14 protein-coding genes, 2 rRNA genes and 1 other RNA gene (1 of these 17 running past the window's edge) are annotated in these 20,083 nt (G+C 60.0%); 12 read left to right on the plus strand and 5 right to left on the minus strand.

Going from position 1 to position 20,083, the window contains the following annotated elements; genetic code table 11:
- Window positions 1-46 precede the first annotated feature (46 nt).
- The 10 genes from AC0MAZ_RS00320 to AC0MAZ_RS00365 all read left to right on the plus strand — a co-directional run bounded on the left by AC0MAZ_RS00320 (window position 47) and on the right by AC0MAZ_RS00365 (window position 13,745).
- A complete protein-coding gene (locus AC0MAZ_RS00320) occupies window positions 47-1,804 on the plus strand; it encodes a protein-disulfide reductase DsbD (protein WP_475859758.1) in 1,758 nt (585 codons plus the stop codon).
- Between the two features lie 177 nt (window positions 1,805-1,981).
- Window positions 1,982-2,434 carry a type II 3-dehydroquinate dehydratase gene (gene aroQ, locus AC0MAZ_RS00325; protein WP_011535870.1) on the plus strand — a complete coding sequence of 151 codons (453 nt, stop codon included), beginning with the start codon at window positions 1,982-1,984 and terminating at the stop codon, window positions 2,432-2,434.
- Between the two features lie 101 nt (window positions 2,435-2,535).
- On the plus strand, window positions 2,536-3,003 hold the full coding sequence (gene accB, locus AC0MAZ_RS00330; protein WP_203650309.1) for an acetyl-CoA carboxylase biotin carboxyl carrier protein: 468 nt from the start codon (window positions 2,536-2,538) through the stop codon (window positions 3,001-3,003).
- A 17-nt stretch (window positions 3,004-3,020) separates the two neighbouring features.
- Entirely contained in the window at window positions 3,021-4,376 is a 1,356-nt protein-coding gene (accC, locus tag AC0MAZ_RS00335) for an acetyl-CoA carboxylase biotin carboxylase subunit (RefSeq protein WP_046854114.1), read from the plus strand.
- A gap of 379 nt (window positions 4,377-4,755) precedes the next feature.
- Window positions 4,756-5,049 (plus strand): hypothetical protein, encoded by a 294-nt coding sequence (locus AC0MAZ_RS00340; RefSeq protein WP_023631557.1) that lies wholly within the window; start codon window positions 4,756-4,758, stop codon window positions 5,047-5,049.
- A 105-nt stretch (window positions 5,050-5,154) separates the two neighbouring features.
- Window positions 5,155-5,549, plus strand: a transfer-messenger RNA (tmRNA) gene (ssrA, locus tag AC0MAZ_RS00345).
- Window positions 5,550-5,711: 162 nt separating this feature from the next.
- Window positions 5,712-9,176, plus strand: coding sequence for a type I restriction-modification system endonuclease (hsdR, locus tag AC0MAZ_RS00350; RefSeq protein WP_475859760.1), 3,465 nt, complete (start codon window positions 5,712-5,714; stop codon window positions 9,174-9,176).
- Window positions 9,177-9,274: 98 nt separating this feature from the next.
- Window positions 9,275-10,786 carry an RNA-binding domain-containing protein gene (locus tag AC0MAZ_RS00355; RefSeq protein WP_475859761.1) on the plus strand — a complete coding sequence of 504 codons (1,512 nt, stop codon included), beginning with the start codon at window positions 9,275-9,277 and terminating at the stop codon, window positions 10,784-10,786.
- Window positions 10,787-10,852: 66 nt separating this feature from the next.
- Window positions 10,853-12,403: a class I SAM-dependent DNA methyltransferase gene (locus AC0MAZ_RS00360; RefSeq protein ID WP_475859763.1), complete on the plus strand. Its 1,551-nt coding sequence runs from the start codon at window positions 10,853-10,855 to the stop codon at window positions 12,401-12,403.
- Entirely contained in the window at window positions 12,396-13,745 is a 1,350-nt protein-coding gene (locus tag AC0MAZ_RS00365) for a restriction endonuclease subunit S (RefSeq protein ID WP_475859765.1), read from the plus strand. The genes AC0MAZ_RS00360 and AC0MAZ_RS00365 overlap by 8 nt, the downstream gene beginning before the upstream one ends.
- A gap of 113 nt (window positions 13,746-13,858) precedes the next feature.
- Here the strand turns inward: AC0MAZ_RS00365 and AC0MAZ_RS00370 are convergent, their stop codons facing one another.
- Entirely contained in the window at window positions 13,859-14,083 is a 225-nt protein-coding gene (locus AC0MAZ_RS00370; protein WP_475859766.1) for a hypothetical protein, read from the minus strand.
- 617 nt (window positions 14,084-14,700) lie between these two features.
- Complete coding sequence (locus tag AC0MAZ_RS00375) at window positions 14,701-15,660, minus strand: AraC family transcriptional regulator ligand-binding domain-containing protein (RefSeq protein WP_475859768.1); 960 nt, start codon at window positions 15,658-15,660, stop codon at window positions 14,701-14,703.
- 68 nt (window positions 15,661-15,728) lie between these two features.
- On the opposite strand from AC0MAZ_RS00375, the gene AC0MAZ_RS00380 reads away from it, so the two are divergent.
- Both AC0MAZ_RS00380 and AC0MAZ_RS00385 read left to right on the plus strand, forming a co-directional pair.
- Window positions 15,729-16,580, plus strand: a complete 852-nt coding sequence (locus tag AC0MAZ_RS00380) for a sterol desaturase family protein (protein ID WP_475859770.1) — start codon at window positions 15,729-15,731, stop codon at window positions 16,578-16,580.
- Window positions 16,577-17,173: an NADPH-dependent FMN reductase gene (locus tag AC0MAZ_RS00385; protein WP_475859772.1), complete on the plus strand. Its 597-nt coding sequence runs from the start codon at window positions 16,577-16,579 to the stop codon at window positions 17,171-17,173. The genes AC0MAZ_RS00380 and AC0MAZ_RS00385 overlap by 4 nt, the downstream gene beginning before the upstream one ends.
- A 50-nt stretch (window positions 17,174-17,223) precedes the next feature.
- On the opposite strand, the gene AC0MAZ_RS00390 is transcribed toward AC0MAZ_RS00385, so the two are convergent.
- The 3 genes from AC0MAZ_RS00390 to AC0MAZ_RS00400 all read right to left on the minus strand — a co-directional run.
- Entirely contained in the window at window positions 17,224-17,973 is a 750-nt protein-coding gene (locus tag AC0MAZ_RS00390) for a class I SAM-dependent methyltransferase (RefSeq protein ID WP_475859773.1), read from the minus strand.
- 241 nt (window positions 17,974-18,214) lie between these two features.
- A 5S ribosomal RNA gene (gene rrf / locus AC0MAZ_RS00395) occupies window positions 18,215-18,330 on the minus strand.
- Window positions 18,331-18,466: 136 nt separating this feature from the next.
- A 23S ribosomal RNA gene (locus AC0MAZ_RS00400) occupies window positions 18,467-20,083 on the minus strand (it continues 1,277 nt past the right edge of the window).

Raw genomic sequence — 20,083 nt, forward strand, 5'->3', positions numbered from 1 at the left:
ACCAACTCCGCTATCATGCCGCCACGTTCCACCTCGCGAGTCCGCCATGCGCCGCCTGTTTTTCCTGCTGTTCCTGCTGCTGGCCAGCCCCGTCTTCGCCACGGGCCTGCTCGACAACCGCCCCAGCGCCACCCTCGGCGCCGCCTCCAACAGCGCCGACTTCCTGCCGGTGCACGAAGCCTTCAAGCTCAGCCTGGTCCAGGCCGATGCCCAGACCGTCAAGCTGCGCTTCGTAGCCACCGACGGCTACTACCTCTACCGCCACCGCTTGCAGTTCCGTACCGAGCCCGCGGATATCCGCCTGGGCGCGCCGAACATCCCCAAGGGCGAGGCCAAGCACGACGAGTTCTTCGGCGATGTCGAGGTGTACCACGGCGTGCTCGACATCGAGCTGCCACGCAACGACCCGCGCGCCTTCACCCTGCTGGTGGGCTACCAGGGCTGCGCCGACAAGGGCCTGTGCTATCCGCCGGAAACCGCGCGGCTGAGCATCGACGGCCAAGGCGCCCCGCTGCCGGCAACCGCCGAGCAGGGCTGGACCTGGAAATCGCTGTTACTGTTTTTCCTCGCCGGGGTCGGCCTGACCTTCACCCCGTGCGTGCTGCCGATGCTGCCGATTCTTTCCGGCGTGGTCCTGCGCGGCCAGGTCGGCGGCCTGCGCGGGCTGTCGCTGTCGCTGGCCTACGTGCTGCCGATGGCGGCGAGCTTCGCCGTGCTCGGCGCGCTGATGGGCCTGTTCGGCGCCGGCCTGAACCTGCAGGCGCGCCTGCAATCGGCCTGGGTGCTGGTGCCGTTTGCCGCGTTCTTCGTGCTGTTCGCCCTGGCCATGTTCGGCCTGTTCGACATCAAGCTCCCACAGGCCCTGAGCAGCCGCCTGGACAACCTCGCCCATCGCACCAAAGGCGGCTCGCTGCTCGGCGCGGCGGTGCTCGGCGTGCTCTCCAGCCTGCTGGTCTCGCCCTGCGTGTCGGCGCCGCTGGCCGGTGCCTTGCTGTACATCAGCGCCAGCGGTGACGCCCTGGGCGGCGCGCTGAAACTGTTCGCCCTGGGCCTGGGCATGGGCGCGCCGCTGTTGCTGGTGGCCACCGGCGGCGCGGCCTGGCTGCCAAAGAGCGGGCCATGGATGAACACGGTAAAGAACGCCATCGGTGTGCTGCTGCTGGGCCTGGCCATCGGCCTGCTCAGCCGCGTGCTGCCGGGGCCGGTCACCCTGCTGCTGGTCGGCCTGCTGGCCGCCGGCGTGGCGCTGTTCCTCGGCGCCCTGGAGTTCGTGGTCAAGACCCCGCGCCAGCGCCTGGCGCAACTGCTGGGCCTGGCGCTGCTGGTGTACGCCCTGGCCTGCTGGTATGGCGCACTGAGCGGCCAGGGCGACCCGCTGCGCCCGCTGCCACCACCAGTCGCGGCCAGCGGCGTCGCGCCGACCAAGGCCAACGCCTGGCAGACCCTTACCACCCCCGCCGCCCTCGACGCCGCCCTGGCCGAGGCCAAGGCCGCCGGCCAGCCGGTGCTGCTCGACTGGTACGCCGACTGGTGCATCAGCTGCAAGGTGATCGAGCACGAAGTGCTCAATGCGCCGCAAGTCCAGCCGCAACTGGGCGCCTTCCGCCTGCTGCGCTTCGATATCACCGAGAGCAACGCCGAACAACGCGCCCTGCTCGACCGCTACCGGCTGTTCGGCCCTCCCGCGCTGATGTTCTTTGCCGCGAACGGCAGCGAAATGACCACCGATCGGGTCATCGGCGAGATAAACGCCGGCGATTTCGCCCAGGTATTGACGCGCGTGCGCGGCCAACTCGGGCTATAACTTCCCGCGTCCAGTGAAAAAACCCCGCAGCGGTGACCAGACTTAATCATCTGGTCACATACTTTGCGCGAATCTCGGACATCGTGCTGGCTATTGCCGGGAACTGGACACTCAGCGCCGCTTGCGGCATAGTCGCCGCGCTATGTCGAATTGCCCTACAAAACCAAGGAATCGCAGATGGCAACCCTACTGGTGCTGCACGGCCCCAACCTGAACCTGCTCGGGACCCGCGAACCGGGCCACTATGGCGCCGCCACCCTGGCCCAGATCAATCAGGACCTGGAGCAGCGCGCCCGCGCCGCCGGCCACCATCTGCAATACCTGCAGAGCAATGCCGAATACGAATTGATCGACCGCATCCATGCCGCGCGTAACGAAGGCGTGGACTTCATCCTGATCAATCCGGCCGCTTTCACCCACACCAGCGTCGCATTACGTGACGCATTGCTCGCGGTGAGCATCCCATTCATCGAAGTGCACCTCTCGAACGTGCACAAGCGTGAACCGTTCCGCCACCACTCCTACTTTTCCGATGTTGCCGTAGGGGTGATCTGCGGTCTCGGTGCCACCGGTTACCGGCTGGCCCTGGAGTCCGCGCTGGAACACCTGGCTGCCAACGCACAGCCCTGATGACACAAGGCCTTGGCCCCTTCGGGCCGAGGCTCATGAAGAAACGTTTTCGACACGTTTTAAAAATACGTCCCCGACCGAACCTTGGGAGTTGATGATTAATGGATATCCGTAAAGTCAAGAAGCTGATCGAACTGCTGGAAGAGTCTGGCATCGACGAACTGGAGATCAAGGAAGGCGAAGAGTCCGTTCGCATCAGCCGTCACAGCAAGACCCCGGCCGGCGCCCAGTACTTCGCCGCCCCGGCCCCGATGGCCGCTCCGGTTGCCGCTGCTGCACCTGTTGCCGCCGCCGCTCCAGCCGCTGAAGCCGCTGCCGCTGCTCCGGCCCTGAAAGGCACCGTGGTTCGCTCGCCAATGGTCGGTACCTTCTACCGCAAGCCTTCGCCAACTTCGCCAAACTACGCCGAAGTCGGCCAGGCCGTGAAGAAAGGCGACACCCTGTGCATCGTCGAAGCCATGAAGATGATGAACCACATCGAATCCGACATCGGCGGTGTGATCGACGCCATCCTCGTGGAAGACGGCCAGCCGGTTGAGTACGACCAGCCGCTGTTCACCATCGTTTGATTCGCGGAGAACCAACGATGTCTGGGAAACTTGAAAAAGTCCTGATCGCCAACCGTGGGGAAATTGCCCTGCGGATCCTGCGTGCCTGCAAAGAGCTGGGCATCAAGACCGTCGCCGTGCACTCCACCGCCGACCGTGAACTGATGCACCTGGGCCTGGCAGACGAGTCGGTCTGCATCGGCCCTGCATCGTCCAAGGACTCCTACCTGCACATCCCGGCGATCATCGCCGCCGCCGAAGTGACAGGTGCCACCGCCATCCACCCAGGCTACGGCTTCCTCGCGGAAAACGCCGATTTTGCCGAGCAGGTGGAAAATTCCGGGTACATCTTCATCGGCCCGAAAGCCGACACCATTCGCCTGATGGGCGACAAGGTGTCGGCCAAGGACGCGATGATCAAGTCGGGCGTACCGACCGTGCCGGGCTCCGACGGCCCGCTGCCGGAAGACCCGGAAACCGCGCTGGCGATCGCCCGCGAGGTCGGTTACCCGGTGATCATCAAGGCCGCCGGCGGCGGCGGTGGTCGCGGCATGCGCGTGGTGCACAAGGAAGAAGACCTGATCGAATCGGCCAAGCTGACCCGTACCGAAGCCGGTGCCGCGTTCGGCAACCCGATGGTCTACCTGGAGAAGTTCCTGACCAACCCACGTCACGTGGAAGTCCAGGTACTGTCCGACGGCCAGGGCAACGCCGTGCACCTGGGCGACCGTGACTGCTCGCTGCAGCGCCGTCACCAGAAGGTCCTGGAAGAAGCCCCGGCCCCGGGCATCGACGAGAAGGCCCGTCAGGAAGTCTTCAAGCGTTGCGTCGACGCGTGCATCGAGATCGGCTACCGCGGTGCCGGTACCTTCGAGTTCCTGTACGAGAACGGCCGCTTCTACTTCATCGAGATGAACACCCGCGTCCAGGTCGAGCACCCGGTTTCGGAAATGGTCACCGGCATCGACATCGTCAAGGAGATGCTGAGCATCGCCGCTGGCAACAAGCTGTCGTTCCGCCAGGAAGACGTGGTGATCCGCGGTCACTCGCTGGAGTGCCGGATCAACGCCGAAGACCCGAAGAAGTTCATCCCGAGCCCAGGCAAGGTGAAGCACTTCCACGCCCCGGGCGGCAACGGCGTGCGCGTCGATTCGCACCTGTACAGCGGCTACTCGGTTCCGCCGAACTACGATTCGTTGATCGGCAAGCTGATCACCTACGGCAAGGACCGCGACGAAGCCATGGCGCGCATGCGCAATGCCCTGGACGAGATCGTCGTCGACGGCATCAAGACCAACATCCCGCTGCACCGCGACCTGGTGCGTGATGAAGGTTTCTGCAAAGGCGGCGTCAACATCCACTACCTCGAGCACAAACTGGCCAACCAGGAGTGATCGCGTTAGCGTGATGAAAAAGCCCCGGCCCCGTGCCGGGGCTTTTTATTGCCCTTCAAAAGGCCTGTTCGGTCGCTTTCATGGAACAAAACATAATTCCTTGATTTGACTGAGGCAGCGTAGGAGCGGGCTTGCCCCGCGATCACCGGCGAAGCCGGTGCCATACACCGCTTCGCGGGGCAAGCCCGCTCCCACGCTGGTGATGCTGGCAACTTTGTTCCCTGCGCGACAGCGCAACCCGCAAGGGCTGGGTGATCTCTTACAGGTATTGCGCATGGTTCAGGCCATACGGTCGCCCCATCACCCCAATGGAACCCCGCGCAAACCCGCACAGTCCACCGATCAGGCCCACCTCCCGAGGCCTCAGAAGGAGACTCCCATGAAAGGCACTGCGCTATCCGCCCTGTTCGCGGCCGCCACCCTGCTGGCCTCGCCTGTGTTCGCCGCCGACGACCTGTGCGCCATGAACCTGCAGAAGATCGACGACAGCATGGCCACCGCCGGCGCCACCTCCGAAGGCCTGGACAAGGCCATCACCGAGCATGTGGACCAGGCCAAGGCCGCCCAGGCAAAAGGCGATACCAAGGAATGCATCGCCATCACCAGCAAGGTGCTCGAGCGCCTGGAGAAGACCGAGAAAGGCAGTGGCTCGGCCGGCGGCAGCGGGACCTGAGCCCTGCGCGAATGCGGGCGGTGGAACCATCAGTCGACGCCGCCCGCGTAAGCGCGTATACTCGGCCTTGCGTGCTGAAAAGCGCGTTCAGCTAGAGCTGAGTGTGGGGCCGATTAGGATTCGACGCCGGTAGCGAAACTCTAGGTGCATGCCGAGTTGGTAACAGAACTCGTAAATCCACTGTTGCAACTTTCTATAGTTGCCAATGACGATAACTACGGCCAGGAGTTCAAAGCTGCTTTCGCAGCTTAAGAGCCTGAGTCTCTGGTAGCTTCGGCTCCAGCAATCATCAGGGGATGCCTGTAAACCCGAAATGATTGTCATACAGAACAGGATCGTCGTGCAGCACGTTGGGGGCGAAGCGACTAAAACTTACCCAACTCATCCAAAGCACCCTGCCCGTCGGGCGGCTGCGGATTAAATCAGTAGACACGGCTAAGCATGTAGTACCGACAGCGGAGTACTGGCGGACGGGGGTTCAAATCCCCCCGGCTCCACCAAATCCTAAAAAGAAGACGCCCAATGGGCGTCTTTTTTTGTGCCTGGGATTCAGCACCTCAGCGGCAGCATTCGGTTATACCCGGACCACCCTTCGTCTGGCATTATGCCTTTATAGCGCCACCACCCTCGAGATGGCCGGCGACGAACTCAAGGGATGGAACATGGCTGAGAGCAGCAACTTCGCCTTTTTCAAAGAACACGATCCGGTATTTTTCCAACTCGCCAATGCGGCCGAGCGAGTGTTTTCCAGCGACCCCAACACGACGCTGATCAAGCTGCGCCAGTTGGGCGAAGCGCTCGCCCAGGATCTGGCGGTAAGAGCAGGCATTGAGTTCGACGCCACCACTTCCCAAGCTGATCTGCTGTCCCGCCTGAGCCGTGAAATCCAGCTCGACGGCAACATCCGTAACCTGTTCCATACGCTGCGCATCGAAGGCAACAAGGCTACCCACGAGTTCCGTACCCAGCATCGCGAGGCACTGGACGGGCTGAGAGTCGCCCGTGCCTTGGCAATCTGGTACCACCAGTCATTCGGCAAGGGCGGCAACACCTTCAAGCCTGGGCCTTTCATGGTTCCAGCCGATCCGAGTGAGCCTCTGCGTGAGCTACAGGGACAAATCGAAAAGCTTCGCGCAGAGCTGGGCGACAGTCGCCAGCAATTGGAGAGCAACCACCAATTAGCCGAGCTACTGGCGCAAGAAAAGCAAGCGCATGCCAGCCTTGCAGGGCAGATGAACGAGGAGGCGCGGGTCTATGAGCAGATTGCTCTGGAACGCGAGGCTGAGCTCTGCAAAGCCCGAGTCGATTTCGAGGCGCGATTGAAACAGCTGCAACAACAGCTTGAAGATCAACCGCACGCTGCCCAGCAGGTCACGCGTAAAACTCAGCAGGCAAGCAGCCAGTTCGACCTCAATGAAGACCTCACCCGTATCCTCATCGATCAACAGTTGAGCGATGCCGGCTGGGAAGCCGATTCGCTCGACCTTACCTACAGCAAGGGCGCTCGGCCCGAAAAGGGCAAGAACAAGGCCATCGCCGAATGGCCAACCAGCAAGCCGAAAGAAAACGCCGATTACGTGCTGTTCGCCGGCCTGATCCCAGTCGCCATCGTCGAAGCCAAGCGCAAGCGCGTCAACATAGCGGACCGCATTCCCCAAGCCGAGCGCTATTCACGCCAACTGATCGTTGCCGACACTCTGCAACCGGCCGGGCAGAACGCGGGCTGGGCGGATGGCCAGGGCGGCCACTTCAAAGTCCCGTTTGCCTTTGCCTGCAATGGCCGGCCCTTCATCAAGCAGCTCGCCGAGCTGTCTGGCATCTGGTTTCGTGACTTGCGCAGCCCGGCCAACCTGCGCCGGCCGCTGCAAGATTTCCACACGCCGGACGGCCTACTCGATCTGCTCAAACGCAGTCGTGAAAACGCCGAGGCGAAACTGCAGCAGGAAGGCTTCGCCTACCTCAAGCTGCGTGACTACCAGGAAAACGCCATCCGCGCCGTCGAACAGGCCCTGGCCGCCAATCACCGCAACTGTCTGCTGGCCATGGCGACCGGAACCGGCAAAACGCGCACGATCATTGGCTTGATGTACCGCCTGCTGAAGGCCGAGCGCTTTCGCCGTATTCTTTTCCTGGTCGATCGCAGCGCCTTGGGTGAGCAGGCCATCGAAGCCTTCAACGAGGCGACGCTGGAACAGAACCACACGCTGGCGCAGATCTACGACGTCAAAGAACTGGGCGACATGGCTGCCGAAGCTGAAACACGGGTGCAGGTCGCTACTGTGCAGGCCATGGTCAAGCGCATCTTCCAGTCGGACACTGCGCCACCCATCGATGCCTTCGACTGCATCATCGTCGACGAAGCCCACCGCGGTTACACCCTTGATCAGGAAATGACTGAAGGCGAACTGGCGGTACGCGACTTCAACCAGTACCTGTCGCAGTATCGTCGCGTGCTCGACTACTTCGACGCCTGTCGCATCGGGCTAACCGCCACGCCAGCCAAACACACCAGCGAAGTCTTCGGTGCTCCGATATTCACTTATAGCTACCGTGAGGCCGTGGCTGACGACTGGCTGATCGATCACGAGCCGCCAATCCGCTACCAAACCCTGCTGAGCCAGAATGGTATCCACTTTGCCAGGGGCGAGAGCGTCAGCGTCATCGATACGAGTACTGGCGAGGTGGATGTCGCCGAGCTCGAGGACGAACTCGACTTCGAAATCGAGTCCTTCAATCGCCGCGTGATTACGCCCGGTTTCGACAAAGTCATCTGCGAGCAACTGGCACAAGAGCTCGACCCGTCGGGCGACGAAAAAACGATGATCTTCTGCGTTAACCAGGCCCATGCCGAGCGAGTCAAAAACCTCCTCGACGAAGCATTCAAGGACGTTCACGGCGAGGATTACAACCAGGCGGCGGTACAGATCATCACTGGGCAAAGTGACAAGGTCAAACAACTCATACGCCAGTACAAGAACGAGCGCTACCCGAGCATTGCCATCACCGTCGACCTGTTGACCACCGGTATCGACGTGCCGCGCATTTGCCATTTGGTGTTCATGCGCCGTGTGCGTTCGCGCATTCTCTACGAACAGATGAAGGGCCGCGCGACTCGCCGCTGCGATGAAATTGGCAAGACGGTGTTCAAGATCTACGATCCGGTTGACCTGTACGCCGCTCTCGAGCCAGTGGACACAATGAAACCACTGGTCAAAGACCCGAGCATCAGCCTCGAACAGTTGGTCAGCGAACTGACCAACCCTGCCAGCCTCGATGCCCCAGGCAGCCAGCCAGACACCAGCCATGCCCATGACGTTCTCGACCAGCTTAGCCAGCGAGTCATGCGCATTCTGCGCAAGGCCGTCCACAAGGCCGAACAAAAGCCTACCCTGAAGCAGAAACTTGCCGAACTGGAAGACACCTGGGGCGTAGCCCCGGACAAACTGCACCAGCACCTGCGCCAGCTCGGCCCTCAGCAAGCGGCCCGGTTCATCCAGCAGCATGCTCGGATGCTCGAACAGCTCGCCACGGTCAATGCCCTGCAGGGATCGCTGAACTACCCAGTGATCTCCACTCACACGGACGAACTGATGGTCCGTGAGCAGAACCACGCCAACTACCAAAAGCCCGCCGACTATCTGGAGAGCTTCAACGACTTCATCAAGCATCAGGTGAACCAGTCAGTGGCCCTCGGCGTAGTGGTCAACCGCCCGCAAAACCTGACCCGTGAACAATTGCGCGAAGTGCGCCTGCTGCTCGACGGGCATGGCTACAGTGAGGTGAACCTGCAAAGCGCCTGGCGCAACCAAACCAACCAGGAAATCGCTGCCAGTATCGTCGGTTTCATCCGCCGCGCCGCCCTCGGAGAGGCTTTGCTGCCATTCGAGCAGCGCGTAACCAAGGCGATGGAGACGATTTATACCCTGCAGCCTTGGACGCAAATTCAGCGCAAATGGCTTGACCGCCTGGCCAAGCAGTTGGTGCACGAGGTCGTTATCGACAAGAAGCAGATTGGTGAGGCTTTCAAGGGCGATGGCGGCAGCACGCGGCTGGACAAAATGCTCGGCGGCAACCTGGGCGTGGTACTGGACGCCCTGAATGACAACCTGTGGGCACAGACGGGATGAGACCGATCCTGAGCGCTGGGTTGGCCACCGTACTCGTTCATGAGGGATAATGCCCCGCTATTGCACGAGTTATCGACTGCAGCACCTAGAGACGCTTAATGACCCTTGCCGAGCTTCATCAGATCCTTGACCGTGGTGAGGACAGCCGCCATCAGTTCAAGCGCGATTTCAGCAATATCGATGCCTTGGCAGCCGAGTTGGTGGCGTTCGCCAACACGTCCGGTGGCTACTTGCTGATTGGCGTAGATGACTCCGGCGCGGTGAGCGGGCTGAGTAGCGCCGACGTTGCGCGACTCAATCAGCTGCTCTCCAACGCGGCCTCACAGAATGTCCGCCCGGCGATCAATCCATTGTCCAGCAACCTTCAGACCGAACAGGGGCTGGTCATGGTGGTGACAGTCGAACAAGGGCTGAATAAACCCTATGTCGACAACCAGGGTCGCATCTGGGTAAAGAACGGCGCCGACAAGCGTCGGGTCACGGCCCGTGAAGAACTGCAGCGTTTGTTCCAGCAGGCCGGGCTGGTCTGTGCCGATGCGGTGCCGGTCGCGGGCAGCAGCGTGGCGGATATCGACGCCAAGGCGCTTGGCGAGTACTTCCAAAGACGCTTTCGGCAGAGCCCCGAACAGACAGGTTTGCAAACCACCCGCATCCTGGAAAATCTTGGCCTCGCCAGTGGCGAAACGCCCAACTTGGCCGGTTTGCTGCTCTTCGGCCAGGCGCCACAACGTCTGTGCCCGGCGTTCGATATCAAGGCCGTGGCGTTTCCAGGCACGGTTCTGCATGACCGCCACTATCTGGACAGCGAAGATATCGACGGCAATCTGCAGGAGCAGTACCGACGCAGCCTTGCCTTCATCAAACGCAACCTGCACCACGTACAGCGCCAGCAGGGCTTCAATACCCTCGGCCAGCTGGAAGTGCCGGAGGAGGTGTTTGAAGAACTGCTGGTCAATGCCCTGATCCACCGTGACTACTTTGTCAGCGCCTCCATCCGGATCATGATCTTCGCCGATCGCATCGAACTGATCAGCCCCGGGCACCTGCCTGACGTGCTCGATACCGAGAAAATTCGATTCGGCCTGTCCAACCGCCGTAACCCGACGCTCACCTCCCATGCTGTGCACATGCTCCCCTATCGCGGTTTGGGCACCGGCATCCCGCGCGCTATCGATGCTTGGCCAATGATCCAGCTGGAGGACGACCGGCAGAGTAATCAGTTCAAGGTGGTGATTCAGCGCGTCGCTGAAAAAGGGCCTGTTTCGGGCCCAAGTGGGGACCAGGTCGGGACTAAGTCGGGACCAAGTAGGGACCAAGTAGGGACTGAGACCACCGTCGAAGAAGCACAAGCCGAAACCCGCCTGCCTTTGCAGCAAGAGCAGGTAATGCTGCTGTGCAGGATGACAGGCGATCACGCTGCGCCAGAGCTGATGGCCTTCGTCGGGCGCAGCAACCGCAGCAAGTTCCGCGAGCAGGTTTTGGCCCCACTCCTGGCGCTTGGCGTGGTCGAGATGACCATTCCAGACAAGCCCAACAGCAGCAAGCAAGGCTATCGCCTGACTGCGGCCGGCCGCGCGCTGAAAGCCGAACAACGCCCTTCAGACGACTGAGCCCAGACAACCCATTCTTTGCGCCAGCGCAATCTGGCGCATTACACACTTCGCCACAGGTACCCCATGACCAACTCCGATATCGTCCAGAAACTCTGGAACCTCTGCGACGTCCTGCGCGACGACGGCATCAACTACAGCGACTACGTCACCGAGCTCGTGCTGCTGCTGTTCATCAAGATGGAATTCGAGCAGGTGCAGAACAACGACAGCTTCGGCCACAAGCTGCCCGAAGGCGCGCGCTGGCCAGACCTGGCGGGCAAGTCCGGCGTTAGCCTGCTCGATCACTACCGGCAGATGCTGCTGGACCTTGGCAAAAACCCGGACCCGCTGATCGCCGCCATCTACGCCGACGCTCAGACTCGCCTCAAGGAACCGCGCCACCTCGAGCAATTGATCAAGAGCCTCGACGGCATCGACTGGTTCAGCGCCCGCCAAGACGGCCTCGGCGATCTTTATGAAGGCCTGCTGGAAAAGAACGCCAGCGAAACCAAGTCCGGCGCCGGCCAGTACTTCACCCCGCGCCCGCTGATCGACAGCATCATCCGCTGCATCAAGCCACAGCCAGGCGAGACCGTCCAGGACCCGGCCGCCGGTACTGCGGGCTTTTTGATCGCTGCTGATGCCTACATCAAAAGCAAAACAGACGATTACTATGACCTCGACGTCAAAGACCAGGCATTCCAACGCAATCGCGCCTTTGTCGGCGTAGAGCTGGTGCCCGGCACTCGCCGTCTGGCGCTAATGAACACCTTGTTGCATGGCATGGAGGGTGACGAGGAAGGTGTGGTGCACCTGGGCAACGCCTTGGGTCAAACCGGGGCCAACTTGCCCAAGGTCGACGTCATCCTCTCCAACCCACCATTTGGCACGGCCAAGGGTGGCGGTGGCCCGACTCGCGATGACCTCACGTACCGCACCAGTAACAAGCAGTTGGCCTTTCTCCAGCACATCTACCGTGGCCTCAAGCCGGGCGGTCGCGCCGCCGTGGTGCTGCCGGATAACGTGCTCTTCGAGGCCGGGGTCGGCACTGACGTGCGCCGCGACCTGATGGACAAGTGCAACCTGCACACCATCCTGCGCCTGCCTACTGGCATCTTCTACGCACAGGGTGTGAAGACCAACGTGCTGTTCTTTCAGAAGGGCACCGTGGAAAACCCGCGCCAGGAGGAGGGTTGCACTAAGCGCGTTTGGATCTATGACTTGCGCAGCAATATGCCTAGCTTTGGTAAGCGCACGCCCTTCGGCCTCACGCACCTCAAGCCCTTCGAGGACGCCTATGGTGATGATCCCAACGGCGAAAGCCCGCGCGCGGAAAACGTTGATGGTATTGGTGAGACCAGCCGGTTCCGCTGCTTTACCCGGGATTACATCCGCAACGAGCGGAGTGACTCGCTGGACATCAGTTGGCTAAAGGACGACAGCAGCCTGGATGCCGCAGACCTGCCCGCTCCGGAAGTACTGGCCGGTGAGGCAATGGCTGAACTGACCGAGGCGCTGCGTGAGCTGGAAGAGCTGATGAAGGCGTTGGGGGCGGGGGATGAAGTGGTGGTGCAAAAGCAGTTAATGGCTGAGGTGATGGGCTTGGCTGTAGTTGAGGAGAATGGCAATGAGTGAGCTGCCAAGTGGATGGGCACGCACAACTTTAGAAACCGTTGCCGATTGGGGAGCAGGTGGAACTCCGTCTCGCAGCGAGCCAAACTTTTACGGCGGAAAGATTCCATGGATAAAAAGTGGAGAACTCAATAGCCGTTACATAAATACGACTGAGGAAAGCATTACAGAAGAAGCTATCAACTCCTCAAGTGCGAAGATTTTCCCCGCAGGTTCCGTGGCCATCGCCATGTATGGGGCAACTATCGGTAAAACGGCTATCCTCGGTATCGATGCGTCTACCAACCAAGCCTGTGCCGTTGGTGTGCCAGTCGAAGGTCTTATTGGAAAAGAATACCTGTATAGGCTTCTTCAAAATGAAAAGGCGGCTTTCATTGAGAAAGGGAAAGGTGGAGCTCAGCCGAATATTTCGCAAGCGGTCATAAAGGCACACGAAATCGGTCTTCCACCGCTCGCGGAACAAACCCGCATCGCCGCCAAGCTCGACGAGCTGCTGGCTCAGGTCGATACTCTGAAAGCCCGTATCGACAGCATCCCCGCACTGCTCAAACGCTTCCGGCAATCCGTCCTCGCCGCCGCCGTTTCCGGGCGGCTTACGAAGGAGTGGCGTGTTGCTGTACATGAAACCTCTCAAGATCAGGGTTTCTTGTACCCAGTCAGGCGACTTGGCGTAATTGCGCGTTTCATCGACTATCGAGGGAAGACACCAGAAAAGGCCGATTCTGGAGTTCCACTGATCACCGCTAAAAATATCAAGCCAGGGTATATTTCGAGAATTCCTCGGGAGTTTATCCGCCCTGAAGCATATGAAAGCTGGATGACGCGTGGAATCCCAAAAGTTGGTGATGTGCTGATTACAACTGAGGCACCTCTCGGTAACGTGGCAGTGATCGATATAATGGAGAAATTTGCGCTAGCACAGCGAGCAATCTGCCTTCAATTTCACGAAGGCTACTCGTCTAGCTTTGCAGCTATAGCTTTGCAATCGTCACTCTTACAAGAGGAATTGGCTCGCCGTTCAACCGGAACAACAGTGAAAGGGATCAAAGCGTCAGTTTTAAAGGACATTGGTCTACCGGCACCTTCCATTGATGAACAAAACGAAATCGTCCATCGAGTCGAGCAACTGTTCGCCTATGCCGAACAGTTGGAAACCAAGGTCAGTGAGGCCAAAAAACGAATTGATCACTTGGCTCAAAGCATCCTCGCCAAAGCGTTCAAAGGTAATCTTGTGCCGCAAGACCCGAACGACGAACCGGCCAGCGTACTGCTGGAGCGCATCAAAGCCCAACGCGCGGCTGCACCCAAGGGCAAACGCGGTCGTAGATCCGCCATGGCGGACTAAGCCTTAGCAAGGCATCTTTTCAGCTTCCCCTGGCCCACCAAATCCTAAAAAGAAGACGCCCAATGGGCGTCTTCTTTGTGCCTGGCATTCAGCATCTATGCGGCACCACGCCGTCACCCTCCCCCCTCGTCCTTCATCCCCTCCAGCTTGCTGAGCTGCTCGCTGGCCAACCGGCTGATGATCCGGATCGCCTGGTGAATCCCCGCCGTGTTGCGAAAACTCAGCTGCGGGTTGTGCTCGCACTCCAGCACCTCGTCATGCTGGACCAGCGCCTCGCCGAGCAGTTCTAGGGTCCAGACGTAGCTCTGGATAGTGGTCAGACGTTCATGGTCAGACATGGGGCACCTCCCGGTTGGCGCGGGTGGCGAGGGACTGGCTGTCGATCGGGTAGAAGGTTGGGGATGGGTTAGCCGCAGGGGCTGGCCGGCGGAGAGCGGATGCGAGGATCCTGCTCAGAATGCGAATAAGCATGCATGAGACTCCAAGTTTGAGACTGGAGCTACCACGATCCTTCCTACGGGATTGGGTGGCAGCTATGTGTGGGGTAGGAATACCGGGAAACTTGGAACCCGGCCAGGCCGAAGCCTGCCCACACACAGCCGCCATAACATCGCAGCAGACGCAAAAAAGGCGCCAGCCGTTGTAATGGGGCGCCTAGTGCGAGCGCCAAGTTTACCAGCAGGTTCCTACACCTGGTCGCAGATTTTGCTGCGACCTGAGGAATTTAGCCCTAGACAGGATCTATTCGCAACAGCTAGTGCAGTGGGAAATTTCTCAAAATTTTGGAGCGAAAGAGCAGAAAATATGCTGCCGAAAAACTCGGAAACATCAATGGCCTCAAAACCGTAACTCAAAGCAGAACAAAGATTAAACATGCAGACTTTGAAAGTCTTTATTGTGCCTGCCAATTCAGCTTACCTGCGCGACAGCGTAGCCCGAAGGGCGGGGTGATCTCCTACAGCGATCGCCAGCGTTTACGTGCATGGGCATAGGCCGCCAGGTCACTGTAGCCAAGCTGCGCAGCAATCTGCGCTCGGCTATCCCCCTGCATCTCCAGATACTGCTCCAGCTCCGCACGCACCCGGTCGAGCAGCACACGAAAACTGGTCCCCTCATCCTCCAGCCGCCGACGCAAGGTACGTGCACTCTGGTGAAGGTCCTGTGCCTGAGCCTCCAGGGTAATCAATCGGCCCGTGATGAGGCCTTGGCGAATGCCCTGGGCTACCCGGGCCGACCAGCCACTGAGCTGGGACTGCTGCGCCAGCCGGCGCTCCAGCTCCTGGCTCACCACCTCCATCATCCCGGCATGCTGGGTCAGCAATGGCATGTCCAGCTGGGTACGATTGAAGTACAAGCGGTTGTACCCGCAGTCGAACTGGATATCTTCACCAAACCACTCGCGGTACTCCGGGTAGTACACCGGCCGACGGTGAGCGAAGCACGCCCGCTGCGGCACGACCGCCGCGCCCATCCCCACGCGCATCACGCTGAGGGACATCACGCTGTAGTGCTCGACCATATAGCCCACCAGGCTGGCTGGCGCATCGATACGTAATTCCACCCCGAGGCAATCACCCTCCTCGACCAGCGCCAGGGTATCCATGTCCGATGCCAGCCGTGCATAGCGCGCCCAGAAGCGGATGGCCTCGGCCAGCGTGGCGCTGTACAGGCAGCCCTGGGCCAGCACATGCCAGTCCTGGCGGCTGAAGTGCGAGAACAGGTGCAAGCCGATGGCCGGATCATGGCTGGCCGCCTTGGCCCAAAGCTGCTCCAGCGCAAGCATGCTGTAGTTGCTGCGCGCCTTCAGCGAATGCGTCTGAAGGTAGCGCTCCAGGACCCGCCCGAGCGGGCCGCGGTGGAATCGCTCGGGCGATGGGTTGGCCGGTTCTCGGGTGATTCTGTCCGTTTCGCGCATATCGTCTGACGGCTTCGTGAATTCTTATGGGTGGGCACCGCCTTGATCGGCACCCACCGGAGAATGCCATGAGCACAACAATAACAAACAGCCCGATACCGATTATTCTCGCCATCCTGATCGGCTTCATCCTCCTCGAAATCACCTGCGCCTGCTTCCTTCAGCCTCGCGGCAAACGCCGGGACGCGATCATCGAGATTGTCGGCAGCGCCCTGCTGATGATGGTCACCCTGCCGTTGGTCACGTTCCTCAGCAACAGCCTGCTGGAACACTTCGCGCCGCAACTGAAGGGCAGCCTCGCCGGCCTGCACTGGGTGCTTGGGCTCGTCCTGTTCCTGGTGCTGGACGACATGACCCAGTACTGGTGGCATCGCCTCAGCCACAAGGTGCCCCTGCTCTACTCGCTGCACCGTGCGCACCATTCAGCGCCCTACATGAGCATCCGCATCGTCTATCGCAACAACAGCTTCTATTACCTGCTGATGCCTGGCCTGTGGTTCAGCGGGGCCCTGATCTACCTGGGGTTGGCGCCTGTGTACTTCGGCTACCTGATCGTCAAGATGCTGGTCATCTTCGGCGCCCACAGCAGCGTGCCCTGGGATGACAAGCTTTACCGCATACGCGCACTGCGGCCCATGATGTGGCTGCTGGAACGGACCATTTCCACCCCCGCGACCCACTCGGCGCATCACGGCCTGAGCGCCGATGACGGGGTAACGCATTACAAGGGCAACTTCGGCAACCTGCTGTTCTTCTGGGACGTGCTGTTCGGCACGGCAAAGATCACCCGCCGCCGCCCACAGCATTACGGTATCGAAGGCATGCGCTCGGTCAGCTGGCAGGAGGAGCTGTTCTGGCCGCTGATGCGCGGCAAGTCGACCAGCCTGCCAACTGAATCGGACCAGGAGCTGGCCAAATGAGCCTGAATATCATACTCGTGGCCGGCTCCAGCCAGCCGGACAGCCAGTCGGCGAAGGTGGCCGGCTTTCTCGCCCAACGCCTGCAGGCTTTGCAACTAAGCAAGCTGCCAAGGGTGATCGATCTGGGACGTGCGCCGCTGCCGTTATGGCCAGCCAAGGATGAACACGGACTCTGGCCCGAGTATGCAGCCCTGTTGCGTGAAGCCGATGCCCTGGTGGTGCTGACCCCGGAATGGCACGGCATGGCCTGCCCGGCGCTGAAGAACCTGTTCGTCTACGCCGGCTACCGCGAGCTGGGGCACAAGCCGGCGCTGCTGGTCGGGGTGTCCTCTGGGCAGGGCGGGAGCTACCCGCTGTCTGAATTGCGTGCGTCCAGCTACAAGAATTGCCGCATCTGCTACCTGCCCGAGCAGTTGATCGTGCGCCAGGTGGAGGACGTGATGAATGGGCCGGAAAGTGCCAGTTCGCAAGACCTGCGCATTCGTCGCCGGGCCGACTGGGCGCTTCAGGTGCTGGGCGAATATGCCAGGGCGCTCAGGGGGATGAATGAGCGCGTCGAAATGGAGGAACCGGAATTCGCCAACGGGATGTGAGGGTTCATGGCCGCTATCGATTGATAGCGGCTGCCTCGGCCTACGCCCGCTTAACGCCTCGCTTCAATGAGATGACGGGTCGAATGCGCGACAAAAGGCTCGCCATGGCGCATCTGGCTATCCAGGACCAGGAGCTCAGCGCGGTACTTGTGCACAGAGAAGTCCGGCACCCACCATACGCATTTGCGAAGAATCCACACGACTGCGCCGACGTCATGGAACAGCATGCGGCAACGGGCTGTGCGCAGGTCAGTCACCGTCAGCCCGGCTGCCTGCGCGGCTGCCGCTTCGTCCTGCGGATCGCGCATTTGCCGCTCACGCGGCAATGGCCCGAGGAAATGCTCGATCAACTCGAAGGCTGAGGCTGGACCCACGTGCTGGGCGAAGTAATGCCCGCCAGGCCGGAGGACGCGATGAATCTCGGGCCAGTCCGGTTGTACAGGGTGACGTGAGGTGACCAGCTCGAATGAGGCGTCGGCGAATGGGAGTGCGGTACCGGGTGCAACCTGCACGACTTCAACGCCGCGCGGTTTCAGGCGCTCGTGCGCCTTGCGGGCGTTGGGCGGCCAGGCTTCAGTTGCGCACATGAGGGGTGGAAAGTGCGGTGCCTCATCCAGTACCTCTCCGCCGCCGGTGTCGAGGTCCAGCGCTGCGCTGACGGCACCCAGGCGCTGCGCAAGGAGCTGGGCATAGGCCCACGGTGGGCGCTGCTCGGAGGCGCGTCCTGCCAGCCAGTCGAAGCCCCAGCCGGTCACATCGGCTGCGTTGGCTTCGGCTATCAGGTCGTCGAAGGGTTTCATTCGGTGGTCCAGGTTAATGCTTGTGGTCGGGCCAGTATAAGTCGGGTAGGAGCGGCCTTGTGCCGCGAAAGGGCTGCGTAGCAGACCCGGCGATATCAGCTTGATGCACAAATCCTGGGGCCGCGTTGCGGCCCTTTCGCGGCGCAAGGCCGCTCCTACAGGGGGAGACTGTGTTTATTTGGGAACGCGGAAAAGAGAAAACCCCTACCTGCTCGCGCAGATAGGGGTTTTGCGAAATGAATCTTGACGATGACCTACTCTCACATGGGGAAACCCCACACTACCATCGGCGATGCATCGTTTCACTGCTGAGTTCGGGATGGGATCAGGTGGTTCCAATGCTCTATGGTCGTCAAGAAATTCTGTTGCCAGAACATCCAGATGGATACTCCAGCCAATTCGGATATGCGATATTTGTGGTTCGTCGCGAACTTTCGGTTCTTGCGTCTTCACCACCACAATTTGGCCTCGGCGCAAATTGCTTGGGTGTTATATGGTCAAGCCTCACGGGCAATTAGTATTGGTTAGCTCAACGCCTCACAGCGCTTACACACCCAACCTATCAACGTCGTAGTCTTCGACGGCCCTTCAGGGAGCTCAAGGCTCCAGTGAGATCTCATCTTGAGGCAAGTTTCCCGCTTAGATGCTTTCAGCGGTTATCTCTTCCGAACATAGCTACCCGGCAATGCCACTGGCGTGACAACCGGAACACCAGAGGTTCGTCCACTCCGGTCCTCTCGTACTAGGAGCAGCCCCTCTCAAATCTCAAACGTCCACGGCAGATAGGGACCGAACTGTCTCACGACGTTCTAAACCCAGCTCGCGTACCACTTTAAATGGCGAACAGCCATACCCTTGGGACCGGCTTCAGCCCCAGGATGTGATGAGCCGACATCGAGGTGCCAAACACCGCCGTCGATATGAACTCTTGGGCGGTATCAGCCTGTTATCCCCGGAGTACCTTTTATCCGTTGAGCGATGGCCCTTCCATACAGAACCACCGGATCACTAAGACCTACTTTCGTACCTGCTCGACGTGTGTGTCTCGCAGTCAAGCGCGCTTTTGCCTTTATACTCTACGACCGATTTCCGACCGGTCTGAGCGCACCTTCGTACTCCTCCGTTACTCTTTGGGAGGAGACCGCCCCAGTCAAACTACCCACCATACACTGTCCTCGATCCGGATAACGGACCTGAGTTAGAACCTCAAGGTTGCCAGGGTGGTATTTCAAGGATGGCTCCATGAGAACTGGCGTCCCCACTTCAAAGCCTCCCACCTATCCTACACAAGCAAGCTCAAAGTCCAGTGCAAAGCTATAGTAAAGGTTCACGGGGTCTTTCCGTCTAGCCGCGGATACACTGCATCTTCACAGCGATTTCAATTTCACTGAGTCTCGGGTGGAGACAGCGCCGCCATCGTTACGCCATTCGTGCAGGTCGGAACTTACCCGACAAGGAATTTCGCTACCTTAGGACCGTTATAGTTACGGCCGCCGTTTACCGGGGCTTCGATCAAGAGCTTCGCTTGCGCTAACCCCATCAATTAACCTTCCGGCACCGGGCAGGCGTCACACCCTATACGTCCACTTTCGTGTTTGCAGAGTGCTGTGTTTTTAATAAACAGTCGCAGCGGCCTGGTATCTTCGACCGGCGTGGGCTTACGCAGCAAGTGCTTCACCCTCACCGGCGCACCTTCTCCCGAAGTTACGGTGCCATTTTGCCTAGTTCCTTCACCCGAGTTCTCTCAAGCGCCTTGGTATTCTCTACCTAACCACCTGTGTCGGTTTGGGGTACGGTTCCCAGTTATCTGAAGCTTAGGAGCTTTTCTTGGAAGCATGGCATCAACCACTTCGCGCTCTAATGAGCACTCGTCATCAGCTCTCGGCCTTGAGATCCCGGATTTGCCTAAGATCTCAGCCTACCACCTTAAACTTGGACAACCAACGCCAAGCTGGCCTAGCCTTCTCCGTCCCTCCATCGCAATAACTGGAAGTACAGGAATATTAACCTGTTTTCCATCGACTACGCTTTTCAGCCTCGCCTTAGGGACCGACTAACCCTGCGTCGATTAACGTTGCGCAGGAAACCTTGGTCTTTCGGCGTGCGAGTT

It is taken from the genome of Pseudomonas sp. A, from assembly GCF_056270345.1.

What these genes read in the sequence shown, in the direction of transcription:
- AC0MAZ_RS00320 (WP_475859758.1), top strand. Translation starts at nt 47, where the DNA reads ATGCGCCGCCTGTTTTTCCTGCTGTTCCTGCTGCTGGCCAGCCCCGTC.
- aroQ (WP_011535870.1), top strand. Translation starts at nt 1,982, where the DNA reads ATGGCAACCCTACTGGTGCTGCACGGCCCCAACCTGAACCTGCTCGGG.
- accB (WP_203650309.1), top strand. Translation starts at nt 2,536, where the DNA reads ATGGATATCCGTAAAGTCAAGAAGCTGATCGAACTGCTGGAAGAGTCT.
- accC (WP_046854114.1), top strand. Translation starts at nt 3,021, where the DNA reads ATGTCTGGGAAACTTGAAAAAGTCCTGATCGCCAACCGTGGGGAAATT.
- AC0MAZ_RS00340 (WP_023631557.1), top strand. Translation starts at nt 4,756, where the DNA reads ATGAAAGGCACTGCGCTATCCGCCCTGTTCGCGGCCGCCACCCTGCTG.
- hsdR (WP_475859760.1), top strand. Translation starts at nt 5,712, where the DNA reads ATGGCTGAGAGCAGCAACTTCGCCTTTTTCAAAGAACACGATCCGGTA.
- AC0MAZ_RS00355 (WP_475859761.1), top strand. Translation starts at nt 9,275, where the DNA reads ATGACCCTTGCCGAGCTTCATCAGATCCTTGACCGTGGTGAGGACAGC.
- AC0MAZ_RS00360 (WP_475859763.1), top strand. Translation starts at nt 10,853, where the DNA reads ATGACCAACTCCGATATCGTCCAGAAACTCTGGAACCTCTGCGACGTC.
- AC0MAZ_RS00365 (WP_475859765.1), top strand. Translation starts at nt 12,396, where the DNA reads ATGAGTGAGCTGCCAAGTGGATGGGCACGCACAACTTTAGAAACCGTT.
- AC0MAZ_RS00370 (WP_475859766.1), bottom strand. Translation starts at nt 14,083, where the DNA reads ATGTCTGACCATGAACGTCTGACCACTATCCAGAGCTACGTCTGGACC.
- AC0MAZ_RS00375 (WP_475859768.1), bottom strand. Translation starts at nt 15,660, where the DNA reads ATGCGCGAAACGGACAGAATCACCCGAGAACCGGCCAACCCATCGCCC.
- AC0MAZ_RS00380 (WP_475859770.1), top strand. Translation starts at nt 15,729, where the DNA reads ATGAGCACAACAATAACAAACAGCCCGATACCGATTATTCTCGCCATC.
- AC0MAZ_RS00385 (WP_475859772.1), top strand. Translation starts at nt 16,577, where the DNA reads ATGAGCCTGAATATCATACTCGTGGCCGGCTCCAGCCAGCCGGACAGC.
- AC0MAZ_RS00390 (WP_475859773.1), bottom strand. Translation starts at nt 17,973, where the DNA reads ATGAAACCCTTCGACGACCTGATAGCCGAAGCCAACGCAGCCGATGTG.